This is a genomic window from Parvularculales bacterium, from assembly GCA_036881865.1.
GTDB lineage: Bacteria > Pseudomonadota > Alphaproteobacteria > JAPOUT01 > JBAJNM01 > JBAJNM01.
Window position 1 is genome coordinate 1 of record JBAJNM010000051.1, and the last position, 15013, is coordinate 15013.

Below are 15013 nucleotides of genomic sequence, written 5' to 3' on the forward strand. Positions count from 1 at the left end.
CGATAATGACATTGAACGTGTGTTCGATGGTCATATCCATTATTTCATGCAGGTAGTCTTTCCCCCGGATGAGTCCGGGCCTGAATATCGTGGTCATCAGAGCCCTTGCCATCTTTTCAAAGTCATCCATCGCGATTAACCAGTTCCTTGTAAGGGAGGCGACGGCCAACAGAGTTGGTGCAAATAGCGCCGATCCTGTATATGAGGTCATTTTCAACCGCTCCCTTATTCAGACGATGCGCCTCTTCGCTCACGTAGAGTGGCAGGTGCTTTTTGCTGACGTGATGATAAACGCCCATGAGAGAGCGCTTGAAAACCGCATGAGTGCTTTCAATGCTATTTGTGTTAATGTCCCCGACCGCATATTCATGCTTGCCATGCTTGACGACAAAATGCTTATAGGGTCCGTCAAGACCACGGTAACCTAGCCAATCGTCCGTATAGATTAGTGAGCCTAACTCAACATTATCAAAGATAATTCTGTGAAGTGTTTCCTTATCCCTATTTTCAATAACAAAGGCTCTATACCTGCCTCCTTTCCCGCGTTCGCGCATATCCAGAACGATTGCCTTGCCAACTGCACCACGCCCGGCCTTTAACCGCTTATTGAAGTGCTTGTTTCTCTCCTTGCCACCGGGAAACATTTCATCAATTTCGATAATTCCTGATAATTTATAATTATCAGTTTTCTCTTTCAGGTTAACTGTTTTGCTTTTCCTTTTAGATTTACCGGTTTTCTTTTTCCCTTCCGGTTGACCGCCGCTGTTATCATCTTCCGGGTCATCAAGTATAATTTTCTTTGCCAACTCTGGTTCATGCTCAACGGTAGCATTTCTAATGCGCATGAGCATGAACCACGCTGACGCTTGGCTCATGCCGAGTTCTTTTGATATCTGAAGGCTTGCTACGCCCTTACGGGCTACATTGATCTTATAAAGAGCTTTAAGCCATTTCCTAAATGGAATACGGGAGGACTCCATCATGCTATCATTCCTGCAAGAAAACTGCTTCCGGCAATCGCGACAATGATAATAGAATAGCCGAGTCTTGTGCTTATAGGTATCCGTACTTCCGCATTCCGGGCAATATCGGCCGTTCGGCCACCGCCATGCTTCAAAAAAGGCAGCGGCCTTTTTCTCGGTGCCATATAACTTATCAAATTCTTCTTCACTAATTGTCGTCTTGCTCATGGCCTTATTCTCCTGGAATCGAATAAAGCCATTAAAACATAAATAAACATATTATGCAAGGAATATGTTTATTTATGTTAAACCACTCTAAACAGTTGTTTATTTATCGGGATAATTCCCATTTAAAAACCTCCAAATTATGCCTTATATCCTCATAAGATTTCCCTGCAAGGAGCCCTCCGGCTATAAAATCTTCCTGAGTTACATCAGCAAGGCAACAGTCCGGTTTTTCAAACCGCCTTAATTCTTCTTGAGAAGGAAATTCAAAATCTATTACAACAAGACCGGCAAGGTTATCCTGAAAAACATCTACTTCTGCAACCCTGCCATCTATAATGGTGTTATAACGCTGTTTTCTTACATACCTCGCATTATGTCGAGTGAGGCTTGTAAATTCAGCCTCCGTTATCCTGATCGAAGTTTCAATATGAGCCGATGCATCGGAGGTATCCGAGGGAACTTTTTTGGTAATCTGATAAACCTCACCAGCTTTACGCACTCTTAATTTCGGGTGCACACTGGCATCCTCAGGGAAATATACATCTATTATTTCTTCTGGTTCAATATCGGGGTCCAAGTCCGGTAAATGAGCCGCCAGGAAAGTTAACTCGTATTCCATTTCTTCATTGTTTTGCATCTTTACATCCATCTTTTTTAAAATTACAAATAATTCCCCTCTTTTTTATAAAAAGCCGGAAACGGAAAATCCGGATACCTAAATCAGGTCTTTAGTGAATCTAATGAGGCGCCGAAGTTCTTCAAAGGCAGGGTGATATCTATGGGATTACTGGTTCTGTCAAAAAAGCGAATCTTTAATTCTTTTCCCGTCCGCAAAGCGCTTTCCAGCGCATCGGGAACCCGTGCCTGAACCTGACATCCGTCGGGAGTGCACAAAAGATAGCTAAAGGTTACGGCAGGCACATCGTCTACCTGCAGGATTACACCGGATAAAAGCAATGTTCCCAATGGGGTTATAACGGTTATGGTTGTTTTATTATCCCCGCCGAGGAATCCGAAGCCTATCCGAAGAACCGACGCATCGGTATTGGTGTAAATATCCGCCACGATTTCACAAGCCGGCCTGTCCGATGTGCTATCCGGAAAACACTCTTTACTCCAGAGATTGGCTTCCGTCGCCGGAATGGAAATCAATGCTCCTTCGTTGCGTGCATTTACGTCATTTTGGGCATAAGCCGGCACACTCCCCACTTCATATAAAACAAGCAGAAGCATGGCGAGCAAAACACCGCCCGGATATGTCTTTTTTGTGCGGGGCATGAAGCTTTCCTGATATATTGAAAGACATCAGCACGATACTCCGATTCCGGATAAAATATAAGGGCTACTATTGAGCAGGAATGAAAAGCGGTTTAAGAATTATTCCATTTAAGAGAACTGATAGAGACTTTCAAATACTTTATCAGTTAGAGAAATCACTTGATTATCATGTCAAGAATTTCGGATCACCAGAAATGCTCAAGTATGAAGCGAGCCTCATACCTGAAAAATGTAATCCTAAAACCGAATTTCTGGAAGTAGATAACAAGATAATCGGTTATGGTTTTACCGGACACCAATCATGGGCTTTTGATAAAACCTTGTTAGATTCCAGCCTTTCTTTTCCTTGCGAGGAAAAGTATCTGAAATATGCTCAGGAATATCTGGAACATCAGATTGCTAATGCCAGAAAGATAAAAGGAGTTAAAACTTTTAGGGCCTGGTTATGGCAAGGAAATAAGTTCAAGACAGATTTTTATATAAAAAACGGATTTGAAATATCTCTGGTAGAATTCGTGTCTATTATTTCTTTAGCAGACTTTAGAGAGGAAGAGTTTTCTGATCATATCAATCGATTTAATAAAAATTCTTTTAAGATAAGAACTCTAAAGGAGCTTCAGAAAGATAATCCCCAATGGACGGAAAAATTATATGATCTTTGGCATAGAGTAGATTTAGATGTTCCCGCTGACTTCAAGGTGGATGACAATAGAGAGCACTGGAAAACCCATAATATAACTCCATGGTTTAAGCCGGAAGATTTCTATATTGTTATAGATGGAACGAAGTGGGTCGCTCTATCAACTTATAATAGAGGCGATACTATAAGTGATACAGTATCTACAGAACTTACAGGTGTCCTTCCCGAATATAGAAGAAAATCTATTTGCACGGCACTAAAGGTTTATGCTCTGGTTGATTTAAGGAAAAAAGGCTTCAAAAAGGTTTTCACCGAGAATGAGGAAAATAATCCCATGTATAAAATAAATCTGATGCTGGGGTTTAAAAAAATAGGCGCTGAAGCAGGTTGTAAACTAGCTCTTTAAGAATTACCCGTTGAATATTATTTGTAGAGTAATTGTTACACACATAATGGCATTCTTTAGCGTTATACCGCCCTACAGGGCGCTTATGTTTTTTACGGTCGCGCTTTGTCTACTCTTACCGCCGGCGGCACCATCATACGCCGCCCCCGCCCATGGCATTGCCATGCACGGGATGCCGGATTATCCGCCGGACTTTAAGCATTTTTCTTATGTTAATCCCGATGCCCCCAAAGGCGGACGCATTACCTATGCCGCCGTCGGGTCATTTGACAGCCTAAACCCCCTGACCGTTAAAGGCATAGCCGCCCTGAATATACGCGCTCTGGTCTATGAAAGTCTGATGGCCCGCAGCTATGATGAACCTTTCTCCCTTTACGGGCTGATTGCCGAAAGCATTGAAACGCCGGAAGAGCGCAACTGGGTGCAATTCACCCTGCGCCCGGAAGCCCGATTTGCCGACGGTTCGCCTGTCACGGTCGATGACGTTGTTTTTTCTCTGAAAACACTGCGCGAGAAAGGACGACCTAACCACCGTTTTTATTACTCGAAAGTCGTCAGCATAGAACGCCCTGCCCCGCGAACGGTGAGGTTTGTCTTTGCCGACGGCAGCGACCGTGAACTCCCTCTTATTCTGGGTCTTATGCCCATTATCTCTAAGGCGTTTTTCTCGCAATATTCCATACAGGATGCGGATTTTACAAAACCACTGGGAAGCGGTCCCTATCAGATAAAAAGTGCCGAGCCCGGCAAGCGGGTTGTCTTTCAGCGTAACCCGAACTATTGGGGGCGTGATTTAGCCGTCAATAAGGGCCGCCATAATTTTGATGAAATTGTTTATGACTATTATCAGGATGACGGCATTGCCTTTGAAGCCTTCAAGGCGGGACTTTATGACGTGCGTTTTGAACCGGACCCTACCCGCTGGATAACGGGATATGATTTTCCTGACGCCCGGGAAGGTCATGTTGTCACACGTGCCATTACCCGCTCAACGCCCTCCGGTATGACGGGGTTTGTGTTTAACAGTTCCCGCACTATTTTCAGTGATGTCAGAGTGCGCAAAGCTCTCGGGCTATTGTTTGATTTCGAATGGATTAACAAGAACCTCTACCACGGCGTTTATACCCGCACCCGGAGTTATTTTGATAATTCCGGCCTGTCATCTCACGGGCGGGCGGCCAGTACCCGGGAACGGGCTTTGCTGACTCCCTTTCCTCAGGCGGTTACGCCGGAGATTATGGAGCATGGCTATCAGGCTCCCGTCAGCGACGGCACGGGGCGTGACAGAACCCTCCGCCGCGAAGCCATAAAAATTCTTGAGGACGCAGGCTGGCATACGCGTGACGGGCAACTTAAAAGAATAGAAGACGGTACGCCGTTTAGTTTTGAGATCCTGATCACGGATTCCGACAAAGAAAGACTCGCCTTGATTTTTGCCGATAGTCTGAAACGGGTGGGCATTAAAGCGGCGTTGCGGGTGGTTGACGACAGTCAATATCAAAAGCGCCTACAGACGCGCGATTTTGACATGATTATCAATTTCTGGCCGAGTTCTCTTTCTCCGGGAAATGAGCAGCTTGTTTATTGGGCATCACAATCGGCAGACCAGCCGGGAACCCGCAATTATATGGGTGTTCGCAGCGCGGCCGTCGATGCCATGATTGAGGCTCTTCTGCTCGCCCGCAACAGAACGGATTTCACCGCTGCGGTACGTTCTTTAGACCGGGTTTTATTGTCCGGCTATTATGTTATTCCCCTGTTTTTTACACCGGATGACTGGGTAGCTTTTAGAAACACCATCGGCGTTCCGGATACGGAAACGCTTTACGGTTACCGGATTGATACGTGGTGGCGCAACCCTAATCCCTAAAGGGAATCTCTATAGCAGGTACGAAAGAAACAGAAGCACCTACGGTGATTATCCATCCGTATTTTTAGCGGAGCGAAGGGCCAGACGTATTTTCGGGACCGCATAGTCACCCGACTCGTGGTGATCACTGATACTGGTAAACTCACCATGATCGTTATAAATGAACACGCCGGCAGTGTGATCCATCGTGTAACCGTTTTCCAGTGATATACGTTCATATTTTACCTGAAAGCCTTTGGCCGCTTCGGCAATCTGATCCGGCAAACCCGTGTAACCAACAATGGCCGGATGAAAACTACTCACGTAGTCCGCTAACTCTTCAGTAGAGTCGCGCTCCGGATCAACGGTAATAAAGGCTACATTAATCCGTCCGGCTTCCTCCCCGAGTTCATCCAGCCAACCCGATATCCTGGATAAGGTCGTCGGGCAAATATCAGGACAATACGTAAAACCGAAGAAGATTAGTGCCGGATGGCCGAGCCAATCTTCCGGCTCCGTTTTTTGTCCGGCATGCGAAACCAGTTCGAAGTCCATTTTATTGAGCGGCAAAGGAAGTGCGTACCGCTGTACCTGTTTTGAAGATCCACCCGGTCCATCAACCTGCCACCACCCGACAAAAAGCATCAGCACCAGAAAGCCAATAAAACCGGCTAATCCCGTCAAGATTTTTTTTGGGCGCGAAAACGTCATTGATCAGGACCGGCTGCACCCACACCTTGAACCCGTACAATAACGTCAATCGGCCCGGCCTCCTCAAAAAGCAACGTCATCGGGAAGTGATCACCTTTTTTCAAAGGTTGTTGCAGCATCATCAGCATAATGTGATGCCCGCCCGGTGCTAATATAACCGCCCCTTCAGCGGGAATTTCAACACGACCTGCGGGTCCCATGCCGGCAACACCGTCCTTTATTTCCGTTTTGTGGAGTTCGGCCAGACCGGCAACCGGTGTTCTGATGTCCGTCAAAACATCTGAGGTCCGTCCGGTGTTTTTGATCGTCAGAAAAGCGGCAGATGGGCGGGATATTCCAATAGAGGCCCGCGCCCATGGTTGCTCGATAACCATATCGCCGACGCGTGTGGAACCGGCAAAAGACGGCAATGAAACGGCAACAGTCAGAATTGCAAAGAGTGAAAATAATAATTTAAGCATAATCTCATAACTTTTCTTTTAGATCGCCGGCAATTAACTCCGGAGGCGTACCGTAGTCATAAGTGCGCACGAAAGCGCCATCAGGAGAGATCAGATAGACAGATGATGTATGCCCCATGGTATAGCCGTCCGGAGCCGTGTCCTGCTCCTGTTTCTCGAAATATACCCTGAAAGCCTGTGCCGCACCGGCAACCTGTTTACCGGTTCCGGTCAGTCCCGTGATCGCCGGATGGAAAGCCGAGACATACTCACCCAGAGGTTTAACCCTGTCGCGCTCCGGATCAATGGAAATGAACAAAGGCTTTACCGCTTCCGCCTTTGAACCGAGCAGATCCATGACCCGGGCGAGTTCCGCCAATGTCGTCGGACAGATGTCGGGGCAGTGAGTGAACCCGAAAAAGACCAGCAGCCATTTTCCCCGGTAAGTTTGTCCGGTTACGGGTTTTCCCAAATGGTCGGTTAAGGAAAAGGATGGGAAAAAATCCGCTGCCGACGTGCCCTGTGGCCCATCCGTCCTATCCGGATCATTATGATCCCGGACGTTGAAAATAATAAAAGCGGCTAATGCAACAACAACGGTTGCCCAAAGAACGAGACGAAGTTTTTTCATGCCTCCCCTACCCTCACCTTAAGCATTCGGGCTTTCACTATTGTGTATAATTTCCCTAAAGGACCTGAGCAGACTTAAGAGCCGTTATGCGCTCACGCGATACGCCCCATTCCTGCAAAATATTTTCCATGTTTTCATCAGGATAAGATTGCACCGCAGAGGGCGTTCCTTCAAATCTTGGCGCCACATTAGGCTGCACGACACCATCAATCTCTATGAAAGTCTGGCGGGCCGCATTATGCGGATGATGGCCGGCTTCCCACAAAGAAAGAACCGGCGCGAAACATACATCCGTTCCCTCCATCAGCTCGCACCATTCGTCACGGGTTTTAGTGCGAAAGACCCGGGCAATTTTTTCTTTTAAGTCCGGCCAGCGCCCGCGTTCCATCTGCGGGTCAAAATCTTTATCTTCAAGCCCTGCTTTTTCACGCAATAAAGCATAAAATTGCGGCTCAATAGAGCCGACGGAGATCCACTTGCCGTCGGACGTCTCATAGGTATCATAAAAATGGGCTCCGCCATCAAGAAGGTTTTCACCATGATTAGGTGACCATGCACCACTCGCCGCAAATCCATAAAACATGGACATCAAAGAGGCGGCTCCATCCGTCATGGCGCAGTCAATCACCTGCCCCTTGCCAGATCGCCCGGCCTCAAACAAGGCCGCACACAGACCCATGGCCAGATAAAGAGCGCCTCCGCCGAAGTCCCCCACCAGATTAAGGGGCGGCACCGGTTTGTTTCCGGGAGCGCCGATCGCATGAAGCGCTCCAATGAGAGAAATGTAGTTAATGTCATGTCCGGCCGCATTAGATAAGGGTCCCGTCTGCCCCCAACCGGTCATGCGGCCATAGACGAGACGCGGATTACGTTCGAGGCACACATCCGGTCCCAGTCCCAAACGCTCCATGACGCCGGGCCGGAACCCTTCAATAAGAGCGTCAGCGCTTTCTAAAAGATGCAGACAGGTTTCAATGCCTTCCCACTTTTTCAAATCAAGAGCAATAACCCGCCGCCCGCGCGCAAGAATATCGTTTTTGCCGGCCCTGGGGGCACCCTTGCGGTTAATGCGGACAACCTCCGCCCCCATGTCGGACAACAGCATGGCGCAAAACGGTCCGGGACCGATTCCCGCAAACTCAATAATTTTAACTCCTGAAAGCGGACCCTGCCCCATGATGATTCTCCTCAAATTGTCTCCGTTTTCTCATTATAAACCGCTCCTCCCCTCCGGCCAAGGGAGGGGCTTGTCTTTTTGATGACTCCCGGTCTCAAGCCCGACTATACTGGCCTAGACTCACAGGAATAAGACCCCGCAGAAAAGATCAGGCAACTTCATGGATATTGACGTCTTATCTGACACTATTTGCCCGTGGTGCTATATCGGCAAAAAACGCCTGCAACGGGCTGCCGCCGAACGGGAGTCTCTCGACCTTCAGATTTTCTGGCGGCCCTTTCAACTGGACCCGACGTTGCCGCCCGAGGGGATAGACAGAAAAACCTATATGAAACGCAAATTCGGCGACCGGGATATGCGGGGAGCATACGAAGCACTTCGTGAGGCAGGCGATCAGGAAGGCATTGATTTTGCGTTTGAGGATATCAAACGCACTCCCAACACTTTTGACTCTCACCGTCTTATTCGCTGGGCAGGCTCCGCCGGTTGTCAGGACAAGGTGGTTGATCTTTTATTCGAAGCTTATTTTGAACAGGGACGCGATATCGGCACGGCTGACGTACTGGTTGAAATTGCCGGTGACACGGACATGGATGCATCTCTGGTTAAAGATTTGCTGGACACCGACGCCGACCGGGATCTTATTGCCAGAGAAATGACGCTGGCTCATCAAATGGGCGTTCAGGGTGTTCCGTATTTTATTGCAGACCACAAATCGGCGATTGTGGGTGCTCAGGAGTCAGACGTGCTGGTCAAACTTATGGATCATGCGGCGCAAGACTCCTCTCCTTCATGATATGCATCTTTGACGCGGTGTGAATCCCATCTGATAACAGGAGACTAAAAATGCTACTTGATACCCCTATTTGTGATTTTGGCCGGAAGGCTCCAGCTTTTACCCTTGCCGATCCTGACGGGAAAAACTACTCATTCGATGATGTCATGGGCAAAAAGGGTTTACTGGTTGCTTTTATCTGCAACCATTGTCCCTACGTACAGGCGATCATCGACCGTCTGGTTACCGATGCCAAAGCCCTGCAAGAGGATGGCATCGGTGTGGCGGCCATCATGCCCAATGATTACAGTTATGTGCCGGATGACAGCCCGGCCAATATGAAAAAGTTTGCGGCGCAACACGGGATGACTTTCCCGTATCTTGTCGATGAAACGCAAGAGGTCGCTAAATCTTACGACGCGGTTTGCACGCCGGACTTCTTTGGCTTCAACGCCGACGGTGAACTTCAGTACAGAGGCCGTTTAGACGATATCAAAATGGATCGCAATGCGGAAAACCGTACCCCCGAATTACTCAATGCCATGCGTCAGGTTGCAGAAACAGGTGGAGGTCCCGAAAAACAAACCCCATCCATGGGCTGTTCCATTAAATGGAGTTAAATCCGCCAGATTCAATCATCAGGCAGCTACAAAGTTATTCCATCTATCAGCCAGGTGGCGCCGCTCATCCATTGTCGAGTTCCAGCAGGCCACTGCGCCCATGCGCTCTTCAAATGAGCCACCATCACGGACCTCGCCGACGCTTGCCAGTTTTTGACCATCCGGTGCTTTAATATCCTGCGTGGCGGGCTTGCCAAGCATCCAGTAATCCCACTCATAATCTTCCATATATTGCTTTGCCGTTGATGGAACGGCCGAGTAGAACCCCTGACGGTTTAAATACCCTCCGGCAAATCCCGACAGATACCAGTTAATAAATTCATAACACAGATCGACCTGATATTCCGTTATGGCTGCCGACAAAGCAAAGCCGGACCCCCACCCCCGGTAACCTTCTTTCAGAGGTTGATAGGTACAGGGAATGCCCTGCGTCCGGACAGCGGTAACGGCCGGCGACCACATTGACTGAATAACAACCTCACCGGATGCCATGAGGTCTACACTTTCATTAAAATCCTTCCAAAACGTACGGAACTGTCCGGCCATCTTGGCTTCTCTAAAAATATCGATGGTCAGATCGATTTCAGTCTTGGTCATATTACCCTTATCAGGATATACATATTCTCCTATCGCTTCGACCACCATAGCCGCATCTATAATGCCAATGGAGGGGATATTTTGAATTGATGCTTTTCCCCTGAATTCCGGATTTAAAAGCTCGGCCCAGCTATCAATGGGGCGGTTGATGAGATCAGGTCTGATCCCTAACGTATCCGCATTGAAAACGGTGGGAACGAGGGTTGTCCACCTTGTCGGTTCCGGTGAGAATTCGCGGGAGTGATCATGGTTTAGATAAAACACCTTCTTCGGTGCCGTACCCTGATCGCCAATTATTTTGTCGCCGATTTTACCAAGGGTATGAATTGTACTGATATTGTCGAACTCCTTAATACGCTTTGAGTCCATGCCAAGAATCTTACCGGTTAATACAAACCTCGGAAGGCTTGCATATTCCGTATCAACAATGTCAAAAGTACCCGGACGTGTAAGAATACGCAGGGTCACTTCATCGGTTGTCAAAGGCAGATATTCTATCCGGATGCCGGTGTCTTCCAGAAGTTTCCGTCTAATGTCGTCTGCCATGGTCGTGGCAGTGCCGAGATAGCGAATGATTTTTTCTTTTGCCGAATGGACGGCCGGTGCGGCCAGCCCAATTCCGGCAGCCGCGACGCCGGCCCCTGCCGCCTTCAACAGCTGTCTTCTACTCATTTTTGCGGTCATGTGACGCTCTTTTCTCACCCTTCCCGGCTGAGTTGCCTGCTTACAATGATTGCGCCTTCAACTCTAATCGGAAGCAACGGCCTCAATCTCAACCATAAGAGACGGGATCACGAGCCGGGTGACGCCCAGCACCGTCATGGGAGGCGTGGCATCGTGGGCTCCAAAGCGGGCACCAAGCAAGTCGAAATTTTTCATGGTTTCATCTACGTCCGTTGAGTAGATTCTGAGTTGGGTGATATTGGCGAGGTTCATTTTAGCCTCACCCAGAACCGCCTCAAGATTATCAAGGGTAAGAGCCATCTGGCTCCGCATATCCCCGGAATGTTGCGGATTACCGTCAGCATCCATAGATGCCTGACCGGCACATACCAGTTGCCGTTTGGCTCCCTCAATAATCTCCGCCTGATTATAGCCAAATTTCAGCGACCATGGCCATGGATTGACTGCCGTTTTTTTCATTTTGTGTTTCCTTTGCGAGTGTTCCTATGATTTGATGCAGTGTGAAAGCAACCCTTACGGAGTTTAAACACTTCCGTCAACCGTACCATCATTTGTTTGCAACTTCATAGAATTCAACGAAACACCGCGTATTATCAGATAAAGGGCTCGCGCAATGCACAGTTTCGGGTTTGATGACCTGATATTGGCCCGCTTCAATAATGCGCTTCTCACCGGCTTCCTTATCTTCGTAAAACATGCTTCCTTCTTCCACACGCAACACTCCCCAAACACCCTGTTTGATCAAGTGATCACGCCTGAAACCGGCCGGGAAAGTCTCTGACCGATATTCATCCGTGCGCCTGATCAACTCAGCACCTTCAGGCAGGGATTGCTCATCTAAAGTCAAAAAACTAGGCTCTCACCGCCTGTGTTTGCGATTTTTGAGCTTTTGAACTTTTCCAAAAAGCCTGAAACACAAACAGGGCAAAAGCACCCACGCCTATACTAAATACGATATCTCCGGGCACCCGTGCCCAAACGAGGGCCTGCATGACCGGAGATTGAATCATCTCCGCCGACCGCGCATCCGCATAGCTATATTCAACACTAACAATCGTTTGCAAGATACCCTGAGGCAAAAGCGATAAAAAGGTCATCATGGCCATTCCGATATTCAATGACCAAAAGCTTACTTTAATAAGTTTCTCGTTCCAGTAGTTAAAATCCGTCAGGCCACGCATGCAATACAACATCAGGCCAAGCCCGAGCATGCCATAAACACCAAACAAAGCCGCGTGCCCATGGTTAGCAGTCAGGTTCAGTCCCTGCATGTAGTAGAGAGCGATGGGCGGATTAATCATAAAGCCGAACAGGCCCGCCCCGACCAGATTCCAGAATAATACCGCCCCGAAAAACATAAACGGCCAGTGATAATTTTTCTCCCACTCCGCCTGATGTTTTATTTTGTATTCGTTATACGCCTCAAATCCGATTACCATCAGCGGTACAACTTCCAAAGCGGAAAAACTTGCCCCAACGGCAATGACGGCAATAGGCGTTCCGCTGAAATAGAGATGATGGAATGTGCCCAGAACGCCGCCAAACAGGAAAACAATTGTCGCAAACAACACCATTACGGATGCCGTCTGTACACGCAGCAGGCCCATACGGATGAACAAAACGGAGATTATTGCAGTCGCAAAGACTTCAAACATCCCCTCTACCCATAAATGCACAACCCACCAACGCCAATAATTCATGATGGAGATATGGGTATGCTGTCCCCACATCAATCCGGCGAGATACAACAAACCAATCGCGAGCGTGGCCAGAACGACCAGAAAGAAGAGTGATTTACTCTCATTTGAAGACAGAACAGACCCGGCCTCCGGTTTCATCGTCAGGACAGGCATCAACGCCCTTAGAACCAGGCCCACCCATAAGATCAGTCCGATCGCGAGATAAATCTGCCAGAAGCGGCCCAGATCAATATATTCATACCCCTGATGTCCAAACCAGAAATTGGCCGTCAGGTTTTCAAAAAACCCGTGGACCGCAGCCCATTCTCCCAGGAATGAGCCGACGACAATCACGATCAGACTGATAAACAGGAAATTGACGCCGAACAGTTGAAACTTCGGATCTTTCCCCGAGAGCAACGGGGCAATGTACAGTCCGCTGGCAAGCCATGCCGTTGCAATCCAATATACTGCGAGCTGCGTATGCCATGTGCGCGTAACGGAATAAGGTAAATATTCGAAGAATGGCAGGCCATAAAACCCCTGCCCTTCGACGGCATAATGGGCCGTTATTACGCCAAGCAGAACCTGCGCACCGAATAAGGCCGTAACGAGCCAGAAATATTTCGCCGTAGCGCGCATGGATGGTGTGATGGTCGCTCCATCCATGAAATCCGATTTTGCAATGCCGCCGTCCGGCTTTATATTCTCCCGCCACAGGTCATATTGTTTGGCATAATACCAGACTATCGCCCCGATACCGGCCAGTAGCAGTACGACAGAAATAATGCTCCAGATGAGTAGCGACGTTGATGGTTTATTCCCTACCAATGGCTCATGGGGCCAGTTGCTTGTATAAGTGATATCATTGTCCGGACGGTTCGTTGAGGCGCTCCAGGACGCCCAGAAGAAAAACGCACTTAAATCATACGCCTCTTCTTCGGTGAGCACGGAATTGAGGGGCATTGCGTAATCACGACGTAAATCAAGATATTCTTGCCCCTGACCACGGAAGAGTTTCGAATAATGCTCAATGACTCTGGCAATCGCGGCGGCACGATTTTCACTAATTGTTATTGATCTGGTCTGTTCATCATAAGTGTTCGTTCGCATCTCCTTACGCAAATAAGCAAGATGTGCACCATGAGAAATGTCTGCGCCCAATTCCGGCAAAGGATTTTCGGCTGCAATGATCTGCCCCAGAGACTTAGCCTCACGTTGCAGCCAGTCGGCACTCCAGTCAGGCGCTACATAACTTCCATGCCCCCAGATCGAGCCCTGTTGCATGCCGCCCATTGACTGCCAGACATTCTGCCCGCGCTGAATGTTATCTCTGGAAAAAACTACCGTACCGGATTGCGTTTGAACGGTTTCAGGTATCGGTGGCGCAACATGGTAAATCTCGCGCCCGAGCAAGAGCAAAATACCAAACATGACAAAAACGCCTATGCCTAAAATGGCCCATAACCGTTTGATCGTGAACGTCGTCTGGTATGTCTCCGCCATGCCCTAGCCTTTCTTTGTCAGGCTAACAAATATTCAATTTTTGATTGCTTTGATTTTACCAGATAAACCTTAAAATTACCTGTAAAAAATCCCCGCCGGATGCTTATAGTTAGAGATGTTTTTAGAGTGATTTGAAGTGGCGTCTCACCAGCTTCCGGACCGGGTCAGTTCAGAAGTGTAGATTAATAGAGGACTATGGACAGCGCGTAACTTAGCCTCGCCCCCACGCGAGAAAGCCATGCCACCGTTCAAACCGGGAATGTAATGTTCAGGAATAAAACCGATACTCACCGATGCGCCTGAGAAACTCAGCGCCACAAGCAGGGATAGATTAGCTAAGGCTAGACTACAGCTTCACCGGATGCGCTTGTGACTTTTGAACTTTTCCAAAAGGACTGCAACATCAACAGTGCAACGGCAACCGCACCGACACTCAATACGATATCTCCGGATACTCCAGTCCGACCAAAAAGTTCTGCGATCGGGGAGTGAACAAACCCTGCCGGACACGCGCCCATGTAGGCATGCTCAACACCAATGAGCGTTTGCAAAACACCCTGAGATAAAAATGATGATAAGATCATATTGCCCTTCGCCTTTCTTTAGTCATGCTAACAATAATATCCAAGAATAAGTCTTATATCTTCTAAGACCCTGATTCAGCCGATTTTACTAATATGTCTTTAATTTATCTATAAAAAAATTTGGGGATTATACGCTTAAGTTGACAAGCGTTGAGGAATCGGCTAGGCTTTTCTTCAGTTGAAAGGAGAGCCGTCATGATTTATCAAGAATATGTCAACAGTCCGGGACGGGCGCATCGTATAGGA

At 48.2% G+C, this 15013-nt stretch carries 17 protein-coding genes; 4 read left to right on the forward strand and 13 right to left on the reverse strand.

From position 1 onward, the window contains the following. Positions 1-122 precede the first annotated feature (122 nt). The 4 genes from V6Z81_09190 to V6Z81_09205 all read right to left on the reverse strand — a co-directional run bounded on the left by V6Z81_09190 (position 123) and on the right by V6Z81_09205 (position 2468). Positions 123-983 (reverse strand): IS1595 family transposase, encoded by an 861-nt coding sequence (locus V6Z81_09190; protein MEG9862636.1) that lies wholly within the window; start codon positions 981-983, stop codon positions 123-125. Continuing rightward, complete coding sequence (locus V6Z81_09195; protein MEG9862637.1) at positions 980-1147, reverse strand: hypothetical protein; 168 nt, start codon at positions 1145-1147, stop codon at positions 980-982. Before V6Z81_09195 ends, V6Z81_09190 begins: the two co-directional genes overlap by 4 nt. Before the next feature lie 146 nt (positions 1148-1293). Next, positions 1294-1827, reverse strand: a complete 534-nt coding sequence (locus tag V6Z81_09200; protein MEG9862638.1) for a hypothetical protein — start codon at positions 1825-1827, stop codon at positions 1294-1296. An 83-nt stretch (positions 1828-1910) separates the two neighbouring features. Further along, the gene (locus tag V6Z81_09205; protein ID MEG9862639.1) at positions 1911-2468 is read right to left on the reverse strand and encodes an invasion associated locus B family protein; all 558 of its coding nucleotides are present in this window, start codon (positions 2466-2468) and stop codon (positions 1911-1913) included. Between the two features lie 80 nt (positions 2469-2548). On the opposite strand from V6Z81_09205, the gene V6Z81_09210 reads away from it, so the two are divergent. Continuing rightward, on the forward strand, positions 2549-3514 hold the full coding sequence (locus V6Z81_09210) for a GNAT family N-acetyltransferase (GenBank protein ID MEG9862640.1): 966 nt from the start codon (positions 2549-2551) through the stop codon (positions 3512-3514). A gap of 85 nt (positions 3515-3599) precedes the next feature. Next, positions 3600-5384 (forward strand): extracellular solute-binding protein, encoded by a 1785-nt coding sequence (locus V6Z81_09215; protein ID MEG9862641.1) that lies wholly within the window; start codon positions 3600-3602, stop codon positions 5382-5384. A 48-nt stretch (positions 5385-5432) separates the two neighbouring features. Here the strand turns inward: V6Z81_09215 and V6Z81_09220 are convergent, their stop codons facing one another. From V6Z81_09220 to V6Z81_09235, 4 genes are read right to left on the reverse strand one after another with little or no spacing between them, the layout of a single operon-like run. Then, a complete protein-coding gene (locus V6Z81_09220; protein MEG9862642.1) occupies positions 5433-6074 on the reverse strand; it encodes an SCO family protein in 642 nt (213 codons plus the stop codon). After that, the gene (locus tag V6Z81_09225; GenBank protein MEG9862643.1) at positions 6071-6535 is read right to left on the reverse strand and encodes a copper chaperone PCu(A)C; all 465 of its coding nucleotides are present in this window, start codon (positions 6533-6535) and stop codon (positions 6071-6073) included. The genes V6Z81_09220 and V6Z81_09225 overlap by 4 nt, the downstream gene beginning before the upstream one ends. Before the next feature lie 4 nt (positions 6536-6539). Beyond that, complete coding sequence (locus V6Z81_09230) at positions 6540-7145, reverse strand: SCO family protein (GenBank protein ID MEG9862644.1); 606 nt, start codon at positions 7143-7145, stop codon at positions 6540-6542. A gap of 55 nt (positions 7146-7200) precedes the next feature. Beyond that, positions 7201-8322 (reverse strand): CaiB/BaiF CoA-transferase family protein, encoded by a 1122-nt coding sequence (locus V6Z81_09235; protein MEG9862645.1) that lies wholly within the window; start codon positions 8320-8322, stop codon positions 7201-7203. A 160-nt stretch (positions 8323-8482) separates the two neighbouring features. Between V6Z81_09235 and V6Z81_09240 the strand changes: the two genes are divergently transcribed. Together V6Z81_09240 and V6Z81_09245 are read left to right on the forward strand one after the other, a co-directional pair. After that, on the forward strand, positions 8483-9118 hold the full coding sequence (locus tag V6Z81_09240) for a DsbA family oxidoreductase (protein MEG9862646.1): 636 nt from the start codon (positions 8483-8485) through the stop codon (positions 9116-9118). Positions 9119-9168: 50 nt separating this feature from the next. Continuing rightward, positions 9169-9717: a thioredoxin family protein gene (locus V6Z81_09245; protein ID MEG9862647.1), complete on the forward strand. Its 549-nt coding sequence runs from the start codon at positions 9169-9171 to the stop codon at positions 9715-9717. Positions 9718-9735: 18 nt separating this feature from the next. Here V6Z81_09245 and V6Z81_09250 read toward each other — a convergent pair whose 3' ends face one another. The 5 genes from V6Z81_09250 to V6Z81_09270 form a co-directional block, all read right to left on the reverse strand. After that, a complete protein-coding gene (locus V6Z81_09250; GenBank protein ID MEG9862648.1) occupies positions 9736-10986 on the reverse strand; it encodes an extracellular solute-binding protein in 1251 nt (416 codons plus the stop codon). Positions 10987-11061: 75 nt separating this feature from the next. Next, positions 11062-11457, reverse strand: a complete 396-nt coding sequence (locus V6Z81_09255; protein ID MEG9862649.1) for a RidA family protein — start codon at positions 11455-11457, stop codon at positions 11062-11064. A gap of 88 nt (positions 11458-11545) precedes the next feature. Next, the gene (locus V6Z81_09260; GenBank protein MEG9862650.1) at positions 11546-11845 is read right to left on the reverse strand and encodes a DUF1971 domain-containing protein; all 300 of its coding nucleotides are present in this window, start codon (positions 11843-11845) and stop codon (positions 11546-11548) included. A gap of 4 nt (positions 11846-11849) precedes the next feature. Continuing rightward, positions 11850-14183 carry a nitric-oxide reductase large subunit gene (locus tag V6Z81_09265; protein ID MEG9862651.1) on the reverse strand — a complete coding sequence of 778 codons (2334 nt, stop codon included), beginning with the start codon at positions 14181-14183 and terminating at the stop codon, positions 11850-11852. Between the two features lie 341 nt (positions 14184-14524). Continuing rightward, on the reverse strand, positions 14525-14767 hold the full coding sequence (locus V6Z81_09270; protein MEG9862652.1) for a hypothetical protein: 243 nt from the start codon (positions 14765-14767) through the stop codon (positions 14525-14527). Between the last annotated feature and the right edge of the window lie 246 nt (positions 14768-15013).